Raw genomic sequence first — 21,270 nt, 5'->3', positions numbered from 1 at the left:
ATGAAAAATAATATGAATACGAAGCCCATCATTTGTTTTGGAGAAATATTATGGGATATATTCCCATCAGGAAAGAAAATAGGAGGAGCTCCATTTAATGTTGCATATCATCTTAATAAAATGGGTGTTGATGGAAGAATGATTAGTTGTGTTGGAAATGATGAATTAGGCAGAGAATTGCTTAATAAAGTACAAGAAGCAGCGATTCCGACAGAAGAATGCCAGATAAGCGAAAAATACAACACAGGTACTGTAATAGCAGAAATAGATAAAAATAACGAAGCTCATTATACCATTGTAGAACCCGTAGCTTGGGATTTTATAGAATGGAAAGATGAATATGAAAATTTAGTAAAGAATTCACAAGGATTTGTATTTGGAAGTTTAGGAAGCAGAAATAATTTATCCAAAAACACTTTGGCAAAATTAATAGAAGTTGCGCCATATAAAGTTTTTGACATCAATCTACGACCTCCATATATTTCTCAAGAATCGATTATCGATTTTATGAAAAAAGCTGATTTAGTAAAGATGAATAAGGCAGAATTAAGGCTTTTGTTAGAATGGGTGGGGAAAGAATATACATCTGAAGAAGATGCCGTAAAATATATTCGTAAAACATTCTCTTTAGATGGACTAATTGTAACCAAAGGAAGTAAAGGAGCTGTATATTGTGATCAATATCAATATATATATTCAGAAGCCATACAAGTTGAAATAAAAGATACAGTCGGTAGTGGTGATTCTTTTCTGGCCGGATTTTTAGCTAAAAGAGCTCAAGGGTTCTCAAATTTAGATGCTATGAAAGAAGCAATAGCTTTGGGGGCTTTTATAACCAATCACATAGGAGCATGTCCGGTATATGATTTAGAAGAATTCCAAAAATTCAAACAGGACAAATCGATAAACAGTAACACTTTTATAGAAGATCAAACAATCAATTAGCATACACTAATATTTTCTCTATATAGATAAAAAGCAGCTTAATAATATAAGCTGCTTTTTAAATATAAAGATAAAATTAATTAGCAGTTACACGAAGTATTTTTTATCTGTTGAAAGAAATCATTACCCTTGTCATCCACGAGAATAAAAGCAGGAAAGTTTTCAACCTCTATTTTCCAAATAGCTTCCATTCCCAGTTCAGGATACTCCAAACATTCTAAATGTTTAATATTCGTTTGTGCAAGAATTGCAGCAGGTCCCCCTATACTTCCTAAATAAAAACCGCCGTATTTATGACAAGCGTCTGTAACCTGTTGGCTTCTGTTTCCTTTTGCAATCATAATTAAGCTCCCTCCATGGGATTGGAAAGAATCCACATAAGAATCCATTCTTCCGGCAGTAGTAGGCCCCATAGATCCCGAAGCATACCCGGCAGGTGTTTTAGCCGGCCCGGCATAATAAATAGGGTGATCTTTTATATATTGAGGTAACTCTTCTCCATTGTCCAATTTTTCTTGCAGTTTCGCATGAGCGATATCCCGTCCTACAATAATAGTTCCGGTTAAAGATAGACGAGTAGAAACAGGGTATTGGGACAATTCGGAAAGAATCTCTTTCATCGGCCGATTTAAATCAATCCTAACACCTCCGGCTTCTCCCGCCTTTTGATATTGTTCCGGAATTAATCGGGTTGGATTATCTTCCAATTTTTCAATCCAAATACCGTCTTTATTTATTTTTGCTTTAATATTTCGATCGGCAGAACAAGAAACACCCATTCCAACCGGACAAGATGCTCCGTGTCTTGGTAGTCGTATAACCCTGATATCATGTGCAAAAAATTTACCCCCGAATTGTGCGCCTAACCCTAATTCACGAGCGGCATTCAATAGCTTATTTTCCATTTCAAGATCCCGAAAAGCACGCCCGCCTTCATTTCCTGATGTTGCCAAGTTATCATAATATTTAGTAGAAGCAAGCTTAACTGTTTTCAAGTTAGTTTCAGCCGATGTTCCTCCAATTACAAAAGCAATATGATAAGGAGGACAAGCAGCAGTACCCAACGATTTCATTTTTTCTACTAAAAAAGGAAATAATTTATCGGGATTTAATAATGCTTTAGTCTCTTGATATAAATAAGTTTTATTTGCCGAACCTCCTCCCTTTGCAACAAATAAAAATTTATATTCCTGTCCGTTTACTGCATATAAATCAATTTGAGCGGGAAGATTGGTTCCTGTATTCACCTCTTTATATAGGTCTAAAGGAGCATTTTGAGAATAACGCAGATTATCAGATGTAAAAGTATTGTATACTCCCTTAGATAAAGCTTCTTCATCATTTCCACCGGTCCATACCAGTTGGCCCTTCTTTCCCATAATAATCGCTGTTCCGGTATCTTGACAAAAAGGAAGAATTCCTTTAGCTGAGATTTCGGAATTTCGTAAAAAAGTAAGAGCCACAAACTTGTCGTTTTCACTGGCGCTCGGATCTGATAGTATACTTGCTACTTGTTTTTGATGTTCCGGACGAAGTAAAAATTCAACATTATGAAATGCATGTTGAGCCAGCAAAGTTAAACCTTCCGGTTCTATTTTAAGAATTTCTTTTCCTTCAAATGTAGAGGTTGAGATATAATCTTTAGTTAGTAAATAGTATTCTGTAAGATCTTTTCCTTGTTCAAAAGTTTCTTGATACTTAAAATCCGGTGTTGCCATATAGTAAGCCTAGTTTTATAAATTTAACAGCGCTAAAATTATAGATTAATAGATTTATAAAACATGACATTTACCGCTTTTAAAGACTAGTACGAAATTTATAATCATTATAAATAAAGAAAAAACATTTTTTTCAATAGTGGTTTATATTTATAATTTTATAAGAGAAATATTTAGAAAAAGATTAAAAAAAGAGGGTTGATAATTCTTCAACCCTCTCTATAATAAATATTTATTGAAAATTAAATCAATTTAGCCTATCTTAACGTAAAAAGTAATTCTCTATATTTTGTTAATGGCCACATTTCGTTGTCTATCAGCATTTCCAATGCATCAGAATGTTCTCTGATTTTATCAAATAAAGGCTTAACTTTATTACAAAAAGTTTCAGCTTGTTTAGCAGGATCTGAAATAGCGATGGCCTTGTCTCTTTCTTTAAACAATTTATCAACCCCGCTTTTAATTTCAGTAATATGAGAAGAGATATTTTTAATAAGATCCAATTGCTCTTTACACATGGATTTCATTTCATTTTCACCAAAAATATCTTTTAAGCCTTTTGCATTTTCAATCAATTTAGTTTGATAATCAACAGCCACAGGGACAATGTGATTACGAGCCATATCTCCTAATACCTTTGCTTCAATTGAGATCATTTTAGAATATTTTTCCAATTTGATTTCATTTCTGGCTTCAATTTCCTTATGAGATAAAATATTTAGCTTTTCAAATGGCTCAATATATTTTTTGTTTAGTTCAAATTTTAATGCCTCAGGAGTAGTTTTTTTATTTTCCAATCCTCTTTTTTCCGCTTCTTTAACCCAATCTTCACTATAACCGTCTCCTTCAAATAATATAGATCTTGATTCAGTAATATAGTCACGAAGAATATTAAATATTGCTTCATCTTTTTTAAGTCCTTTAGCAATCAATTCATCAACCTCTTTTTTGAATTTTTGTAATTGATAAGCCATTATAGTGTTTAAAACGGTCATAGGCTCACCACAATTAGCTTGAGATCCGACAGCTCTGAATTCGAATTTATTTCCGGTAAATGCAAAAGGCGAAGTTCTGTTACGGTCTGTATTGTCAAGTAATAGTTCAGGGATTTTTCCGACAATATTTAATTTTAAATCAGTCTTTTCATCCGGGGAAAGTTTTCCTTTAGTAACTTTTTCCAACTCATCTAAAACAGCGGTTAACTGAGATCCAATAAATATAGAAATAATAGCAGGTGGAGCTTCATTAGCACCTAACCTGTGATCATTCCCAGCCGATGCAATTGAAGAACGTAATAAGTCACCATAGTCATGAACAGCCTTAATAGTATTGATGAAAAAAGTAAGGAACTGGAGATTTTTCTTAGGGTTCTTTCCGGGACTCAATAAGTTTTCTCCGGTATCTGTTGAAAGCGACCAGTTATTATGTTTTCCGCTTCCGTTAACACCATCAAACGGTTTTTCATGAAATAAAATGCTTAAACCGTGTCTGCGGCTTACTTTTTTCATAACATCCATTAATAATGAATTGTGATCTACCGCTAAGTTAGCTTCTTCAAATAATGGAGCTAATTCAAATTGATTCGGAGCAACTTCATTATGTCTGGTTGTTACAGGTATACCCAATCTCATACAGTCAATTTCCAACTCTTTCATAAAATTTCTTACGCGAGTTGGAATAGATCCGAAATAATGGTCTTCGAGTTGTTGTCCTTTAGCAGGAGCGTGACCTAGAAGAGTTCTTCCTGTTAGAACTAAATCCGGACGGGTTTGAAAAAGTGAAGAATCCACTAAAAAATATTCTTGTTCCCAACCCAAAGTAGAATAAACTTTGGTTACATTTTTATCGAAATAGGCTTGACATACTTCAGTAGCAGCTTCATCTACCGATTGTAATGCTCGTAATAGTGGAGTTTTATAATCTAAAGTCTCACCGGTATAAGAAACAAAAATAGAAGGAATACATAACGTTGTATCAATAATGAAAGCAGGTGAAGTAGGATCCCAGGCGGTATAACCTCTTGCTTCGAATGTATTACGTATTCCACCATTAGGGAAGCTGGAAGCATCCGGTTCTTGCTGAATTAATAAAGAACCGCTGAATCTTTCAATGGCTCGACCTTCTCCAATTGGATTAAAAAATGAATCATGCTTTTCAGCTGTCTCTCCCGTTAAAGGTTGAAACCAGTGTGTATAATGGGTAGCACCTTTAGACATAGCCCATTCTTTCATGGAAACAGCAACCTGATCTGCAATTTCTCTTGTGATTTTCTTTCCATATTTTATCGCATCTAAAATGCTTTGATAAGCTTCTTTAGTCAGATATTCACGCATGGTGGATTCTGAAAAGACATTTTCGCAATATAGCTCAGATAATTTTTTTGGAATTTCTATATGTTTAGGCTGTAAATAAGGAAGCCTTTTTAAAGCATAAAAACGTAATGTTGACATAAAAGGTATTTTTTTTAGAGGGTAAATATAATTATAATATTAAAATAAATCAAATAACCCTCATTTTTTACATACAATTAAAAGAATTTTATTAAAAATCATTCATTGAATTCTTAACATATTATCAAAAAAAAACTTCAATTTTAATAAATAAAATAAAATAAACAAGTAATAAGTATTTTAATATGAGAATGTCATAAAAACAAAATGTATAAAAAAAATAAATTATTTTATATTCATTTATTATTTATCGGGCTCTATTAAGAATAATAAAAGAAAGAAAAATAATTTATGAATAAATAGTTAACTTGTAATATGTTACGAATGGATAAATTTTTCACTGTATTGTGGATAAAATATTTTAATACGGTTTTTATATGAAATAAAATTAGAGAAACAGAATTGAAAAGATAGAATATTTAAAATAATTATAAAAACTGGATAATTGTAAAATTTTTGTTTATAAAATCTTGCGTTGGTATAATATTTTCATTAATAATTTTAAATAAATCTTATAAAAGATAAGATTAAAAAGATAAAAATAACAACAATAATTAAAATTAATCAAAAACCTAAAAAACATGGAACATAGAAAAATAGGCGATTCAGATTTATCTTTATCGGTAATAACTTTTGGAGCTTGGGCTGCCGGAGGCTGGATGTGGGGAGGAACAGAAAGAAAAGTTGCCGTTGAAGCAATCAAATCAGCTCACGATGCAGGAATAACATCTATCGATACAGCTCCTATATATGGACAAGGAACCAGTGAATCTATAGTAGGAGAAGCTATTAAAGGAATTCCTAGAGATAAAGTTCAAATTTTAACTAAATTTGGAATGCGTTGGGATTTAGCTAAAGGAGATTTAGCCATGCATAGTAAAGACAATTCAGGAAAAGATATCGATATATATAAATATGCAGGAAAGGAAAGTGTTATCTATGAATGCGAACAAAGTTTAAAACGTTTAGGAACCGATTATATAGATCTATATCAACTGCACTGGCCGGAAACCGTTACACCCATTGAAGAAACGTTTGAAGCAGTTGCAAAATTAATCGAGCAAGGAAAAGTACGTCATGCATCCGTTTGTAATTGCTCCACATCTCAAATTGAAGCAGCAAATAAAGCATGCAAAATACTTTCCGATCAAGTACCTTATAGCATGTTAAACCGTAAAATAGAAAAAGATATAGTTCCTTACTGTATTAAAAATAAAAAGTCTATCTTAGCTTATAGTCCAATGGAAAGAGGATTATTAACCGGAAAAATTAAACCGGATCATAAATTTGAAGAAGGAGATGCTAGAAGGGACATGAAGATGTACCAACCGGATAGTATTAAAAGAATTGATGATTTCTTGGCTAAAATTAAACATATTGCGGATGATCAAGGAGCAACCCTGGCTCAGTTAGTACTAAAATGGACTGCTGAACAACCGGGTATTACCATAGCCTTGGCCGGAGCAAGAAATGCAGAACAAGCAAAACAAAATGCAAAAGCTGCTGAAGTAAAAATCAGCAAAGAACAAATGGATTTTATCGATTCTGAATTAGCAAAATTATAAAATCATATAAAGAATTATTATGGAAAAACTGACAGGTAAAAAAGCAATAGTTACAGGTGGAAACAGAGGATTAGGAAAAGCAGTGGCTTTAGCTCTGGCTGCTGAAGGGGTAGATGTAGCTATTACAGGAAGAGATGAAAAAACAGTTAAGGAAACTGTAAAGGAATTAGAAGGAAAAGGAATACAAGCTGCATATTCAATTTTTGATGTTTCCAATCAAAAAGAAGTTGAAAAGGAAATGGAAAAATTACAAAACAGTTTCGGATCCTTTGATATTTTGATCAACAATGCGGGAATTTCAGCATTTCAAAGTTTTTTAGATATGCCTGTTGATCAGTGGCAAAATATTGTACAAACCAATCTCTTCGGACCTTATTTCATGTCAAGAGCAGTTTTGCCAGCAATGATTGAAAAAAAAGGAGGAGATATCATTAATGTTTCATCCACGGCAGGTTTAAAAGGAGGAGCAAACACTTCAGCCTATAGTGTTTCAAAAGCCGGTTTAATATCCTTGTCGGAATCATTGATGTATGAGATGAGGAAGCACAACATAAGAGTTACAACTCTTACACCAAGTACCATTGCATCAGACATGTCTGTAAAATTATTAAAAATTACGGATGGAAATCCGGAAAAAGTTTTACAGCCGGAAGATTTTGCAGAATTAGTGGTTGATATTCTTAAGTTAAATAAACGAGCCTTGTTGGCAAATGCATCTTTATGGTCAACCAATCCTTAAAATTATAAATCCATAGATAAAGTCCGGCTAATAGTACCGGACTTTATTATTTTAACATTAAAAATAGATGAAAATATTTATATCCGGCAAAATACCGGAAGTAGGAGTAGACATGCTGAAAAAGGCAGGTTATGAGGTCGAAATGTGGACAAATTCGGAACCTATTACCCTTGCACAATTAATAGATAAATGTAAACAATCCGACGCATATATAAATGTGATGTCTCCTGTGCCGGAAAGTTTTTTTAAAGAAGTTACAAATTTGAAAGTTATTTCCACATTTTCAGTTGGTTATAATCATATCGATATCCAAGCAGCCACACATTTGGGCATACCTGTGGGAAATACCCCGGATGTTCTCAGTAATGCAACGGCAGACATTGCTTTCTTATTACTGTTGAATGTTTCCAGAAAAGCTTTTTTTAATTATCGAAGAATAATCGAAGGAAATTGGAAGCCCGGTTTTTTATCAGTAGAATATTTAGGGCAAGAATTGAATGGAAAGACCTTAGGCATATTTGGAATGGGACGTATAGGAATCAAAATGGCTCAAAAATGTAAAAATGCATATGAAATGAATATACTTTATAATAATAGGCATAAACAAGAAGAAGCCGAAAAAGAATTAGGAGCGCATTATGTTTCTTTTGAGGAATTATTGGAACAATCGGATGTAATAAGTTTACATGCGCCTTTAACAGATGAAAATAAAGGTATTTTTAATGCCTCAGCATTTAAAAAAATGAAGAAAACATCTATTTTAATAAATACGGCCAGAGGTCCTATAGTTAATGAAAAAGATTTAATACAGGCGATTCAAGAAGGTCAAATCTGGGGAGCCGGATTAGATGTAACAGATCCCGAACCCATGAAAGCAGATAACCCTTTATTATGCATGGAAAATGTAGCGGTTACGCCTCATATCGGATCAGCAACTATAGAAGCACGAAATGCGATGTCGGCTTTGTGTGCTAAAAATATTATTGCCGGTTTAAAAGGAGAAAAATTACCATGCGTTGTTAATCCCGAAGTATATAAATAATTAAAATATTATATTGATTTATAGTAGTATATGAGCTTGTAAAATCAATATGTATTTATTTGAAAATTTATAATTCCATAGTTAACTTGATAGACATATTTTGATCTAAATTTCCAACTTTATAAGCACCTAAACGAGCATATACGCCAACACCTACCAGGCCTAATAATAGCTTATTTGCTTCAAAACCAACTTCCTGGTAATAATCTTTAGGAACATCGAATTCAAAAAGCGAATGAACGTCTTTATTCGGCATCCATCCTATAAGACCATTGTATAATACGGCAAAATGTAAAGATTTAAATTCACTTACGCGTAAAGGACGGAAATGGTGGGTAAATTGAAAAGAAATAAATCTATCTGAAAAAAAGGAGGAAGGTCTCATAGTTTCAAAACTTTGAAAGCCTTTAAAAGCAAATCTACCCCAAATACTGTTTCCGTGTTTCGCAACCCCGTTGCCCTCGAAAGAATTCATAATAGGAGTATCTCCGAAAGTGGCTCCTATATTCCCGATAATTTCAGTTTTACCTAATTTGGACAAAAAAGTATATAAAGCCGAGAGGTATAAACGATGAATACCTGTACTGTTTTCAAATAATTTCCAAGATTTAGCATAAGTAAAATAATAATAAGGAGGCTTATCTTGTAATGTATATTTTCCATTATTCGATTCGATATATTTTACATTGGGAGCATATCGTAAACGTATGGCCGTATTTACATAGTTAAACCAAGTACTTTCATCGTAATCTTTAAATTTATAATGAAAATTCACCCGTTGTCTTTGGAAATCAACCGCAAAAGTAATATCAATATTTTTTAAAAAATCTTGTTGATATGATAATTCTACTTTCCTATAGCTAAAATAATCACCGTTATAAATATTATTGGTTTTAGCCGTAAGCTCATCTTTTGGAGTTAAATACTTAATTTTGGTTCTTCCCACCGGCAGCACATCGGTTTCTGCTTTAATGGATAATTCTCCACCTTGGTGCTTATTAACAAAAAATGTTACATCTGCACCTCCTTTAACTTCCTCATCTCGTGTCCCTTTAGCTATATATCCTCCAATTCGAGCGTTTTTACTGAATTTATGATTAGTATGTCCTCCTAGTTGATAACGGAAAGACTCATACAGGTTATGACTGAATATACTGTATACATCAAAATTAAAAAATCCCAGTTCCAGATCCCCCTCGGTAAGTTTTCTTAAAAATCGTAATTTAGGTTCCAGTTTGTATTCTTTTGATATTCGGTATAATTCATTATAAGTTGTAGCTTCTCGATGAGTTAAAGAATCATCTCGCAGTGCTGAAATTTTTTCATCTGCATTGTGGGAAACTTCTTTTGAGATAACATATTCATATCCTTTGAAGTCGTTAGCAGTATAAGAAACATCGTTGGTGAAATTAGTTACATGAGAATCTATGGTTGCCGTAGTAGTTAATCGAGTTATAGAATGCAATCCCTTAGGCAGTAGTTTATTTATTTTTTTGATAAAATTACTGCTTAAAATTTCTGTCTTCATATATTCATCTTCTGTATACCAAATTCCTTCATAGGGAGCATAAGTTATTTCGTAGTATATATTGGAGATTTTAGAATTATTGCCAATTAATTTTACGAGCGCATACGATTCAGAATCTACAAATACAGTTAGATTTTTGTAAAATTGAGCTTCACTTTTTCCATGAGAATAGGTATAGATAACATATGTTTTTCTGTTGTTAATATAGACACTGTCTACCAATCGGGATATTGTTCCTTGCGTTTCCCTGGGCTTAAGCATTTCAGGATAATCATTAACCATTGATTTTGCAATGGAAAAATTAAAAAATTGCGGATTACTAAATCCTCCTGCTTTATAAGCTGTTACAATGGCTTTTTTACCATATTTTTTATCATATTCATAAAGCATAGTTCTTTCACCAATAAAAACCATGCTTTTTTCTAAAAATCCTTTTAATTTATTGTTTAAAGTATCCAGTTTTCTTTTAGGATGATTAATATAAGTAACGGAATCAGAAGGCATGTCTAAAGTAAATTTCACATACGAATCAAACTTATATGCATTGAGATGATCTGCATTATTTTTACTGCTGTTTTCCCATACTTTTTTTAGTATAGATACAGCCTTAGGATCATTCTTTTTTTTAATTTTTTTAAATAAATAAATAGTTTTATCCAGTTTGCCAATCATTTCAATTTTAGGCAAATAACCATCAACACGAATGATTATTTTATTTATATTACTATCTAAAGTAATCATTCCTTCTGCATTGGTAAACCCTAACAGGCGATTTGATTCATTGAAAATAAAAGCTTTTTCAACAGGTAGATTGGTTTCAATATTTACAATTTTAATGTGTATTTGACAGAAAAGATGTTGAGAATAAAAGAGAAAAAATAATAGAACTAAGTTGCTTCTTATAGATGTTTGCATTTATAGAAATAATCTTTTTTGCTTCAATTGATTAAAAAATCCGAATTTTTAGCTTGTACTGAAAACGTAAATTTATAAAATTATTTTTTATACAAAAATGGTTTAAAGTATTTTAATAACTAAAAAAGCCGATTTATTATAAACCGGCTTTTTTTATATCTGAATTAAAAATATTTATTAAAATAAAGAAGTGGCGATTTGGACTCTTGCTTCTTTGCGAGAAGGATTCCACATGGCTGTGGCAGAAACAGGTAATTTATATCCAAGAACCGTAACATCTTTAGAAGCTGTAATTCCTGCATTTACAATGTCGAAATCGTGTTTTTCATTACCATAAAAGCTAGATTTTCCTGCAAGACCAAAAGCAGCACCGCAGAATATATCTAGATCCACCACTTTACCTTTTATAATAGGATAATTTAGTCCGGTATAAGTAGACCATCTTTGATCTCCTTTTTCATTTCTGTCTGCTCCGTAAAAAGAAGTTCCATAATCCAGTTTTAAAGGAAAGCTGTCACAGAAAACAAAATATCCTCTGAAATCAAATCGATGTCCGGTTGTTTTGTGATCATAATTCCAAATGTCATTATCTTTAGCATCTTTTAATCTTCCGGTAGAATTGAATACATCCCATACACCGACACCCCATTTTCCCGTACTATAGTGTAAATAATAATTAATTTCATGATAGTGTTGTCCGTTTGTATCCCCGAGACCTATACCGCCCCAAACTCCCAATTTTAGATATTTTTTATGATCTAAAGCATAATTTATGTCAACGTCGGCCATAGCACCGTCTGTAACAGTTATACCTCTCCAAAAGTGGTTGGATCGTAAACTAAGATTGAAATCTAATCTTTCTATTTCTTGACTATATAATGAAATGGAAGATATAAGAAGTGTAAGTAAAATAAGAATTTTTTTCATATTAATGGATTTTAGTTTGTTTTTTATTTTAAATCAGCATTGAAATTTGAGTGTAAAAATATAAATATTCTATCGGAATATATAATTTCTTGCTAATTATTCGGAAACATATTGAAACTTTTGTATCAATTAAATTAAAAAAATAGGATATCTAGTACAAATATTTTAGAGATTATTATAAAGCTGATAATAATCTTTTCTGAATATTATAATATATTTTTTAGATAGATTTACAGATGCCGAATTCTCCAGAAATTTGAAATTTAGGTTCAGAATTAGCATCAGTAAAACCATCTATATATGCTACGGGTATGATTAATCAATCCATAGAAACTATATTGTTAGTTACTGTTTCTAATTGTAATTAGTTTTACAAAAAATCACAAAAACCAACGCTAAGAACTTGTTGAAGCAATTAATATAATTACTTCTTTATAATTTTATAGTAAATGAAAGTTTTTGCCTGAAAACTTTATTTGTCTTCATCATCAACCCAATTAAGTACTCTGCTTACCGCTCTTTTCCAACCTTTTAAATAATGTTCGGCTTTATCTTTATCCATTTCAGGAGTGAATACACGGTCTACAGATCGTTGAGCTTGAAGTTCATCAATGCTTTTCCAATAACCAACAGCTAATCCGGCTAAATAAGCAGCACCTAGAGCGGTTGTTTCCAATGTTTTAGGTCTAATTACATTAAATCCGAAAATATCAGATTGGAATTGCATCATTAAATTGTTAGCACAAGCACCCCCATCAACTCGAAGTTCTATTTCATGAACGCCGGAGTCTGCTTCCATAGCTTTTATTAAATCATACACTTGGTATGCAATTCCTTCTAAAGTAGCTCTGGCAATGTGTCCATCGGTAGTACCTCTGGTAATCCCTAAAATTCCTCCACGAGCATAGGGATCCCAGTACGGAGCACCTAAACCGGTTAATGCAGGAACAAAATATACCCCTCCATTATCAGGAACAGTTTTAGCTAAATTTTCAGTGTCAGCAGAGGTTTTAACAATTTTAGCTCCGTCTCTTAACCACTGAACTACCGCTCCACCAACGAAAACACTACCTTCAAGCGCATAATAAGTTTTACCGTTAATTTTCCACGCAATAGTAGTTAATAAATTATTTTTAGATAAAACCGGTTTTTCACCTGTATTCATTAATAAGAAACACCCTGTACCGTATGTATTCTTAGCCATTCCTTTATTGGTACACAATTGGCCGAATAAAGCAGCTTGTTGATCTCCGGCAATACCTGAAATAGGAATTTTTGTTGAGAATAGAGTAGTGGAGGTTTCACCATACACTTCACTGCTTTGTTTAACCTCAGGAAGCATAGATTTAGGAATGTTAAATAATTTTAATAAATCTTCATCCCATTCCAAAGTATGAATATTAAACAATAAGGTACGAGAAGCATTAGAAACGTCGGTAACATGCATTTTTCCTCTGGTAAGTTTCCAGACCAACCAAGTATCAACTGTACCAAAACAAAGTTTTCCTTGCTCAGCCTTTTCTCTTGCACCCGGAACGTTGTCCAATATCCATTTTAATTTAGTTCCTGAGAAATAAGCATCCAGTATTAAACCGGTTTTTTCACGGATCATATCAGTTAAACCTTGCTCTTTAAGTTCATCACAATATTTGGAAGTTCTTCTGTCTTGCCAAACGATAGCATTGTAAATGGTTTCACTGGTTTCTCTGTCCCATACAATTGTGGTTTCCCTTTGGTTGGTAATACCAATCGCAGCTATATCCAATCCGGATATACCTTTTTTAGCTATTGCTTCGGCAGCAACAGACATTTGCGAAGACCAAATTTCTTCAGGGTGATGTTCCACTAATCCCGGTTTTGGAAAGTATTGGGTATAATCTTTTTGTGCAACCGATACTATTTCTCCTCCATGATTAAATAAAATAGCTCTGGAAGATGTAGTTCCCTGATCTAAAGCTAAAATGAATTTTTCTTTCATCTTTATTGATTTTAGTTATTTAATTTGTCCGTATAAAATAAAACAAAAAATACATTTAAAATAGGATGATTAGTAATTTAAAGATCTTTTTTTAAATGTATTTTAAATTTTATATGTTTTTTATTATGTTAAAAAACTCCTTTCGTATTATTGTATAATACGATTTGGTAACTCAACCCGAACCAATCATTAGCAATGCTTGGTCCACCGGTTTCCGCTCTATGCTGATAGAACGCTGTTATTTTTGCCATTCTTGGACTGTTAGGGTATAAATAAAAATTCACCCCGGCAGTATATAAGTAAAGCTTTTCATAGTCAAATCCGGAAATATCTTTATTTCCTTGATTGAAATATTCAAATCTTGCAACAGGTTCAATTTTTGGAGTAATATTAAATCCTGCTAATAAAGAGTAACCTAACTTATTAACTTTAACAAAATCATGTTTAGTATAATCCATATTGTTAGGGGTTACAAATATAGTATTTCCATTTTCATCAACGCTTGTAAATCGTACATTTTTGTAAGTACCGTAATCAAATTTAAATTTGTATTTGTTAGGATTTATATAATATAAAAACCCTGAATAAGCCCAAGCTTGTTTAAAGCCCATTCCAGGAAGATTAACAGCACCCATATGACCACCGAATTCAACATTTTTTACAGGGAAAAAACGTAGGGATGCATCCCAGCTTTTAAATTCTAAACCGTGGTTTCCTTGTCCTTCCGATGGACCATCGTTGAATGAAGACCAATATCTGTCTCGATTGCTGTCGCTATTATGCAAAAAGAAGGCATATCGTACAAAATTTTTAACGTTACCTGAAACGTTAATACCATAATGTCTTAAATCAGGTGCTCCTTGAGCTGCACTTTGATTTTCAGATGTATAAGTAAAGTCGGCTAAATCTAAGTCATAAGCAGATGTTTCATTAGCAGCTCTGTTTCCGGCTCCTTTAAAACGTCCTAACTGTAAATTAAGCAACGGATGGAAATTATATTTAATGAAAGCATCAGAAATTTTGCTTGCGTGTAGGTTCCAAGTTATGCTGGCGCTCAATTTAGGAGATATAGCCATATCTGTATGTAAGAATCCTATTTTGAATGCAGCCGGTTGAAAATTATAGCTTGAATTTGCCTCTTTATGAGGTCCTTTTTCACTAGGAACTTGTTGGTAAATAGTTTCCAGAACCATACCGATTCCGTATTTCAGTGTAGGAGTAAAGCTATTTTCATCTCCTCCCGTTAATTCTTTAATAAAATTTAACTTAATACCTTGAGAAAGCTGGGAGCTATCGCTGTTCATACGTTCCACAAGTGAAGGTCTTTTTTTAATAGAATCGCTGTCTTGTTGGAATTTATCCAGGGAGGCTTTTTGGCCATAGCCTAAAATAAATGCTGCCGTAAAGAAAAGAGATAAACTGCGTTTAAATTTCATGTTAGTTGTTTTTGTTTAGTAATTAATTTGCTTCGTAATGTAGTTGTTGAAATAAGGCAAAGATTTAGTATTTAATGCTTTGCCTTATCTTATTATGTTAATAAGTGGAACGAAAGAGAATTATTTTTTAGTTTTTTCAAAAATATACAATTCGTGAATTTCTCTGTCATAGCCGGGGTAGAATCCGGACGGCATACCCATTTTAATGATTGCTCCTCTATTATTAAGGATAACAAGGTCATTGGTTACAGGATCAATTGAAAGACCTTCAATTTCTCCGGCTCTTTTAAATTCAGGAATTGATCTAAATAAAGAAACTACAGCACGAGTTTGGTTCGGATCGCTTACGTCAGCAATATAAACATTATCTGCTTCCGGAATATCGGAATCCCCGTCATCAGAAGTTATTAAAAGTTTTCCATCAATATGATAAACCCCTTGTTGCCATTGCGGAGAGGGTTGTAAATGAACTTTACCAATATATTTTCTAGTTTTTAAATCATATTTGTATACATACCATCCTGAAGTCCAATCAGACATCCAAGCAATGTTGTTCTTTCTGTCAATGGTAATACCACTAACTTCCGGTTGTTCAATTTCTCCAAAGTCTATAGAATATTTATAATCTAAAGTTTCAGCATCGTAAACGGCAATTTGAATGTTACGTACAACTCCTGAATCAAAAAATTCTACTCCGGTATAAACTTCTCCATTATAAATATCGATATCTCCGAAATGATTTACTTGTTTTTCAAATTTGGTAAATGGTTTATCGTTTTTTGTAATTAGATTCCCATTTTTATCGTATTTGAATAAAGCGGTGCTGCTTGATACATAGTAGTAATCTTTGTCTATAGCAATACCTTGTCTTCCTTCAACAGGAATAACTTTTTTTAGTTTGTAGCTACTCCCTGATTTTGCTAATTTTTGAGCATTCATGGAAGTGAATCCAACTACTAATAGTGCAAGTATTAGTTTTTTCATGATCTTTTTTTTGTAATGTTAATATTTATTTTATTTTTCGTTTTGACTTATTTATTTTTTATTGATTAACTAATGGCTAGATTTTTTACTTCGTGTTTTTTTATAAGATTATTTTTATTAGTAGGATCTAATTAAAAAATGAAATGTAATAGTAAACAATTGACGCGTATCTAATTTTAAAATTTTAATTAGGCAAAATTTTGATAAGTAGTTTTTTACTGTTTGATGAAAGGGTTATTTTCAATTTTGTTAAGCTTCTTAAGAAAACAATTTTTAAACTGTATCGAAGTAATAAAATTGAAAATAACCTATAATTTTTTTGTTTAGTAGCCTAAATCTGTCAATATAGTTTTAGCATCTTGATAAGCCGGTCCTCCTTCTCTGAGTTGCTTTTCATGATAGAAACGAATTGTTAGATCCGATTGATTGGTAAACATTCCATCATAAAAAGAAAAATATTTAATCATTTGTCCCTCATTATCAAAGGAATAAGGATGTATTTTCATACCTGATTGGTGTATTAATTCTGCTTGCCAAGGATTTAATAATTCCGGCCAATTGTCGGGTGGAGTTCCTCCGGCAATAGAAGGACCAATAAACTGTGCTAAATTTTCAATTCCGAAATTAATATGTTTTATATAAGTGGCTTGTTGATCATCGTGTATATCATCCGGCCCGGTACCTTTCCAAAATAATAAAGCGGTTGGAATTTTTCCTTTAAATAAATCTTTTAAAATCAGTAAGCTATTATGAGAAAAAGTCTGTAATACAACTTTTCCATTGGTATTTCCGACATTTACTTTACCGTTTTTGAAATGGGCGGTTTCTGTAGCCGGTTTTTCAATAATGTTCCATCCATGTCGATTCAATTCCTTTACTAATGCACGCTCTATTCCGGGATTTAAGCTGGGCTCTTTAGTTTCAATATAAATTCCGGGTCTGTTTCCATTATCTGCCGGGTCATCTTCATATTCAAAAGTATATTTTCCGTTTGTTTTTTTCCAAATTCTTTCTCCGTTAGCATCTCTTTTTAAACGTTTTCCTTGTGCAAACATTAGTAAGTCTTCCAAGGTGCTGATATATTGTTTTTGAGAGGAGAAGCTTGGTCTTGCTCTGTCGGGTGATGTATTTTTATCATGGTTAAACCAAGTACCGGCATCCAACTTTAATAATTCTTCATAAGTAAAGGTAGAGGCAGGTTGAGTTGCTCTGTCCGGATAGATATCTTTTATGTTGGACGTTCGGGTCAGTACATTGTCATGCACTACTAAAATTACGCTGTCTTTGGTAATTTGAAGATCAGCTTCCAAATAATCGGCTCCCATATTTCGTGCCCATCTATATGCGGACTCTGTAGACTCCGGTGCCCAATAAGAGGTTCCTCTGTGACCTATTACGGCATTTTCAGGAACATAATCCCTTACTTTTTGCATTTCAGGAGATAAATGAAGAACTTCTTCTTTACTGTTTGTGGATGCGTTATCATCGCTACTACATGATAAAGCTATCATACTTAAACATGCTAATGTAACCAGCTTATTATTTCTCATATAACTATTATAAAAAAGTGAATTTAGTTTGAATTTAATTTTTGAGATATCTTGCTACTTGATAGTATTTCTTTTCAATGCTAATAGGTTTTGATTGTGAAAAATTTTATTGGTGGCTCTATTTACATCATATTTAAAAACAGAATTTTTAACTAACTCATGTTTTATCTTTTACCAATCATTATTTTTTCAAATAATTTTCAATTAAATCAGAGCTTTTATTCAGTAATGGATTTATACATCCATTTGTAATCCATTCCAAAAAATTTTATCACAATCAAAACTTATTAAAAACAGAAAAAGAATGTATTTTTATATTGTTATTTATTTTTATCCAATTCTTGTTCTTTTTTGTAAGTGAAAGCCATAAATATAATGGATAAAATGCCGCTGCCAATTAACAATTGGAAGCTTGCCGACCACCCAAGGGTTTCAACAACTTTTCCCATAACTATATTAGCAAGTAATGAAGTACCGATAAAATAACCGAAGAAACCGGTAAGACCTGCAGCAGTTCCTGCTGCATTTTTAGGAGCTAAATCTAATGCTTGAACACCTATTAACATCACCGGACCATAGATAAAGAATCCAATTGAAGTTAACGCTATTAAATCAACTATTTTACTGTCCGGATTTTGCCAATACACAACTATTGATACAATTACCAATAACATAAATATAATGGTAGTCATGGCTCTTTTCCCTTTAAATATCTTATCACTAACCCAACCACATAATAAGGTTCCCGGTATAGCAGCCAATTCATAATAGGTATAGGCATTGCTGATATCACTTTGGGAATATCCTTTTACTTCTGAAAGATAGGTAGGAGCCCAGTCTTGTACTCCGTATCGGATAAAGTAAACAAAGGCGTTTGCGAATGCAACGAACCAAAGCATTTTGTTATTTAAAACGTATTTGAAAAATATTTCTTTAGTTGATAATACTTTTTCGGAATCTTTAGAATAATTAGGAGGGAAGTCATTTTTATATTCTTCAATGCTCGGCAAGCCGCATGCTTGAGGATTGTCACGAATAAGAATATAAGAAATTATAGCGATTAGGATGGCAATTCCTGCAGGAAACCAAAACATTCCTACTTTCCAGCTTAGAACACTCATACTAAGAGATGAAGCGAAAAGAATTCCCCATTTGGTTACCTGACCTAATAATCCACCACCAACATTGTGAGCTAAATTCCATATAGCCATTTTTGTTCCCCTTTCTTTAACAGAAAACCAATGAGTCATCACTCGTCCGCAGGGAGGCCAACCCATACCCCCGAACCAACCCACTAAAAATTGGAAAACGGCCATTACGGTAATATTATACATTCCTATGGAAGTTCCAGCTATAATGGTTGAAACCGCAGCTAGAATTAATCCTAAAGGAAGGAATTTTCTTGCATTACTTCTATCTGAAATACCACCCATAATGAACTTAGATAAACCATACGCAGTAGCATTGAATGAAAAGGCAATTCCGAGGTCTGATTTAGAAAAACCCATTTCAACTAAATAAGGCATAGCCAATGAAAAGTTTTTTCTAACAAGATAATAGGCGGCATATCCTATAAATATTCCTATGAAGACCTGAAGCCTCAATTGCGTATAGGAAGATTTAACTTCCGATTCCGGCTTACGTTCAATAGGCTTAGGTGGAGCTAAAAAATTTGACATTTTTTTAAATTTATAATAGAGTTAATTATTTTTTTAATGAAAAAATGATAGACAACTTATTTTAGTAATTAACTAATAAATAACCTTTGGCTAAATCTTGGAACTCTTTAGTTTCTTTAGCAACCCAATTGTCATCATATCCTAATTCGTTAGCTATAATTTTTGCTACCGATTCAGCTGCATCTATAGCAGCGCGCGCATCAACAAATAATAGTCGAACTCTTCGGGCTAATATATCTTCAACTTTTTGCGCCATCTCTTGTCTAACAGCCCATACAATTTCAGCTTTTGTATAGTCATGGTTTGGATGGATTTTTTCTGCATATTCAGGATTTTCTTGCTGAAGTTTTTTGATAGCCGGTATATCCGAACCATAAACATATAAATGATTGGTTCTGTCTACTTGATCTGCCGGCATATTCCCGTGAATGGAAAGATTAACTGTTTTACAAGCTTTACGGTCAATTTTTCCGGTCTCTATGGCTTTATCTATAAAGTCTTCTGCCATTTGTCGGAAGGTAGTCCATTTTCCACCGATTATACTTAATAATCCGGTTTCTGAAACTAAAATTTTATGATTTCTAGATACTTCTTTAGTGCTTCCTCCTTCTTTGTCAGGAGCCGCTAATGGCCTTTGTCCCGCAAAGATGGATAATACGTCTTTTCGAGTAGGTTTTTTAACAAGATATTGAGAAGCAGTATTAAGTACAAATTCAATTTCTTGTTCCAAAGCTCTAGGCTCTAAACTTGGATGATCAACTAATACATCTGTGGTACCTACCACTAGTCTGTTATGCCATGGAACGGCAAATAATACCCTTCCGTCGCTGGTTTTAGGAATCATCAAAGCATTATCTCCCGGTAAGAATGATTTGTCTAATACTAAGTGGATTCCTTGACTTGGAACAACTGTTTTTTTATGATTAGGATCATTCATATTAAGAATATCATTAGTAAATACACCGGTGGCATTTAATACTACCTTTCCTTTTACTTCGTATTCGGTACCGTTAATTTCGTCTTTAACTTTTACACCTGTAATTTGGTTTTTATCATCTTTGATTAAACCGGTTACTTTCATATAGTTTAAAATGGCTCCCCCGTTTTCTACAGCAGTTTGGGCAAGATTTACAGCCATACGAGAATCGTCAAACTGTCCATCGTAATATATTACCCCTCCATGTAGACCATTTGGTTCCACAGTAGGTAACATTTCCAGCGCTTTGCTTTTACTGATATGCTCGGATTTTCCTAAGCTAAGTTTTTTCGAAAGCATATCATATATTTTTAGCCCAATGGTGTAAAAAGGACCATCAATCCATTTATAGTTAGGTATAACAAAAACTTGTTTTTTTGCAAGGTGACTGGCATTTCTTTCCAAAAGACCTCTTTCTCTTAGTGCCTCTTTTACTAAGGCAATATCTCCTTGTGCTAAATATCGAACACCTCCATGAAGTAATTTTGTAGAACGACTTGATGTTGCTTTTGCAAAATCATGAGCTTCAAATAAAACGGTTTTATATCCTCTTGTAGCTGCATCTACAGCTGCTCCCAAACCACTTGAACCGCCACCAATTATAATTACATCCCATTCAGAATTTGTATTTAGTTTTGATAATTGATCACTTCGTTTCATTTTGTTTTAATTTAATTGTTTTTTGCTTCTTTTCTGTTGTCGGTAAAATTACAAAAAAAACAATACGAAACAGTATGAAATTTTTTAATATACAATTTTCTGTTGAAATTCCTATAAATTTTAGTTAAAAATTTGATAAAATAAAGGTACAGGCTGTTAATTAATGGAATAAAAATAA

General features: G+C 32.8%; 14 protein-coding genes. 4 read left to right on the top strand and 10 right to left on the bottom strand.

Features of this window, described 5'->3' with window-relative positions; all coding sequences use genetic code 11:
* Nucleotides 1-945, top strand: coding sequence for a carbohydrate kinase (locus C4S75_RS01000; protein WP_105296451.1), 945 nt, complete (start codon nucleotides 1-3; stop codon nucleotides 943-945).
* Nucleotides 946-1,025: 80 nt separating this feature from the next.
* On the opposite strand, the gene C4S75_RS00995 is transcribed toward C4S75_RS01000, so the two are convergent.
* Entirely contained in the window at nucleotides 1,026-2,663 is a 1,638-nt protein-coding gene (locus C4S75_RS00995) for a fumarate hydratase (RefSeq protein WP_105296450.1), read from the bottom strand.
* A 257-nt stretch (nucleotides 2,664-2,920) separates the two neighbouring features.
* Nucleotides 2,921-5,113, bottom strand: coding sequence for a glutamine synthetase III (locus C4S75_RS00990; protein WP_105296449.1), 2,193 nt, complete (start codon nucleotides 5,111-5,113; stop codon nucleotides 2,921-2,923).
* 581 nt (nucleotides 5,114-5,694) lie between these two features.
* Here C4S75_RS00990 and C4S75_RS00985 point away from each other — a divergent pair.
* From C4S75_RS00985 to C4S75_RS00975, 3 genes are all read left to right on the top strand, one after another.
* Nucleotides 5,695-6,678 (top strand): aldo/keto reductase, encoded by a 984-nt coding sequence (locus C4S75_RS00985; RefSeq protein WP_105296448.1) that lies wholly within the window; start codon nucleotides 5,695-5,697, stop codon nucleotides 6,676-6,678.
* Between the two features lie 19 nt (nucleotides 6,679-6,697).
* A complete protein-coding gene (locus C4S75_RS00980) occupies nucleotides 6,698-7,417 on the top strand; it encodes a 3-ketoacyl-ACP reductase (protein ID WP_105296447.1) in 720 nt (239 codons plus the stop codon).
* Between the two features lie 67 nt (nucleotides 7,418-7,484).
* On the top strand, nucleotides 7,485-8,459 hold the full coding sequence (locus tag C4S75_RS00975; RefSeq protein ID WP_105296446.1) for a D-glycerate dehydrogenase: 975 nt from the start codon (nucleotides 7,485-7,487) through the stop codon (nucleotides 8,457-8,459).
* A gap of 67 nt (nucleotides 8,460-8,526) precedes the next feature.
* Here C4S75_RS00975 and C4S75_RS00970 read toward each other — a convergent pair whose 3' ends face one another.
* The 8 genes from C4S75_RS00970 to C4S75_RS00935 form a co-directional block, all read right to left on the bottom strand.
* Complete coding sequence (locus C4S75_RS00970) at nucleotides 8,527-10,902, bottom strand: hypothetical protein (RefSeq protein WP_105296445.1); 2,376 nt, start codon at nucleotides 10,900-10,902, stop codon at nucleotides 8,527-8,529.
* Between the two features lie 177 nt (nucleotides 10,903-11,079).
* Entirely contained in the window at nucleotides 11,080-11,829 is a 750-nt protein-coding gene (locus C4S75_RS00965) for a hypothetical protein (protein ID WP_105296444.1), read from the bottom strand.
* A gap of 472 nt (nucleotides 11,830-12,301) precedes the next feature.
* The gene (glpK, locus tag C4S75_RS00960; RefSeq protein ID WP_105296443.1) at nucleotides 12,302-13,807 is read right to left on the bottom strand and encodes a glycerol kinase GlpK; all 1,506 of its coding nucleotides are present in this window, start codon (nucleotides 13,805-13,807) and stop codon (nucleotides 12,302-12,304) included.
* Between the two features lie 128 nt (nucleotides 13,808-13,935).
* Nucleotides 13,936-15,243: a hypothetical protein gene (locus C4S75_RS00955; RefSeq protein WP_105296442.1), complete on the bottom strand. Its 1,308-nt coding sequence runs from the start codon at nucleotides 15,241-15,243 to the stop codon at nucleotides 13,936-13,938.
* A gap of 120 nt (nucleotides 15,244-15,363) precedes the next feature.
* The gene (locus C4S75_RS00950; protein ID WP_105296441.1) at nucleotides 15,364-16,227 is read right to left on the bottom strand and encodes a hypothetical protein; all 864 of its coding nucleotides are present in this window, start codon (nucleotides 16,225-16,227) and stop codon (nucleotides 15,364-15,366) included.
* A 323-nt stretch (nucleotides 16,228-16,550) separates the two neighbouring features.
* Entirely contained in the window at nucleotides 16,551-17,777 is a 1,227-nt protein-coding gene (locus tag C4S75_RS00945) for a glycerophosphodiester phosphodiesterase family protein (protein ID WP_105296440.1), read from the bottom strand.
* Between the two features lie 320 nt (nucleotides 17,778-18,097).
* Complete coding sequence (gene pgtP, locus C4S75_RS00940) at nucleotides 18,098-19,456, bottom strand: phosphoglycerate transporter protein PgtP (protein ID WP_105296439.1); 1,359 nt, start codon at nucleotides 19,454-19,456, stop codon at nucleotides 18,098-18,100.
* A gap of 61 nt (nucleotides 19,457-19,517) precedes the next feature.
* Nucleotides 19,518-21,092 (bottom strand): glycerol-3-phosphate dehydrogenase/oxidase, encoded by a 1,575-nt coding sequence (locus tag C4S75_RS00935; RefSeq protein WP_105296438.1) that lies wholly within the window; start codon nucleotides 21,090-21,092, stop codon nucleotides 19,518-19,520.
* Between the last annotated feature and the right edge of the window lie 178 nt (nucleotides 21,093-21,270).

The sequence above is a fragment of the Apibacter sp. wkB309 genome (genome assembly GCF_002964915.1).
Lineage (GTDB): Bacteria > Bacteroidota > Bacteroidia > Flavobacteriales > Weeksellaceae > Apibacter.
The sequence above is the reverse complement of the archived record's forward strand: the minus strand, read 5'-3'. Positions and strand labels throughout refer to the sequence as shown.

Bases quoted from the DNA above. Each gene is read 5' to 3' on its own strand.
- C4S75_RS01000 (WP_105296451.1), top strand. From the start codon at position 1: ATGAAAAATAATATGAATACGAAGCCCATCATTTGTTTTGGAGAAATA.
- C4S75_RS00995 (WP_105296450.1), bottom strand. From the start codon at position 2,663: ATGGCAACACCGGATTTTAAGTATCAAGAAACTTTTGAACAAGGAAAA.
- C4S75_RS00990 (WP_105296449.1), bottom strand. From the start codon at position 5,113: ATGTCAACATTACGTTTTTATGCTTTAAAAAGGCTTCCTTATTTACAG.
- C4S75_RS00985 (WP_105296448.1), top strand. From the start codon at position 5,695: ATGGAACATAGAAAAATAGGCGATTCAGATTTATCTTTATCGGTAATA.
- C4S75_RS00980 (WP_105296447.1), top strand. From the start codon at position 6,698: ATGGAAAAACTGACAGGTAAAAAAGCAATAGTTACAGGTGGAAACAGA.
- C4S75_RS00975 (WP_105296446.1), top strand. From the start codon at position 7,485: ATGAAAATATTTATATCCGGCAAAATACCGGAAGTAGGAGTAGACATG.
- C4S75_RS00970 (WP_105296445.1), bottom strand. From the start codon at position 10,902: ATGCAAACATCTATAAGAAGCAACTTAGTTCTATTATTTTTTCTCTTT.
- C4S75_RS00965 (WP_105296444.1), bottom strand. From the start codon at position 11,829: ATGAAAAAAATTCTTATTTTACTTACACTTCTTATATCTTCCATTTCA.
- glpK (WP_105296443.1), bottom strand. From the start codon at position 13,807: ATGAAAGAAAAATTCATTTTAGCTTTAGATCAGGGAACTACATCTTCC.
- C4S75_RS00955 (WP_105296442.1), bottom strand. From the start codon at position 15,243: ATGAAATTTAAACGCAGTTTATCTCTTTTCTTTACGGCAGCATTTATT.
- C4S75_RS00950 (WP_105296441.1), bottom strand. From the start codon at position 16,227: ATGAAAAAACTAATACTTGCACTATTAGTAGTTGGATTCACTTCCATG.
- C4S75_RS00945 (WP_105296440.1), bottom strand. From the start codon at position 17,777: ATGAGAAATAATAAGCTGGTTACATTAGCATGTTTAAGTATGATAGCT.
- pgtP (WP_105296439.1), bottom strand. From the start codon at position 19,456: ATGTCAAATTTTTTAGCTCCACCTAAGCCTATTGAACGTAAGCCGGAA.
- C4S75_RS00935 (WP_105296438.1), bottom strand. From the start codon at position 21,092: ATGAAACGAAGTGATCAATTATCAAAACTAAATACAAATTCTGAATGG.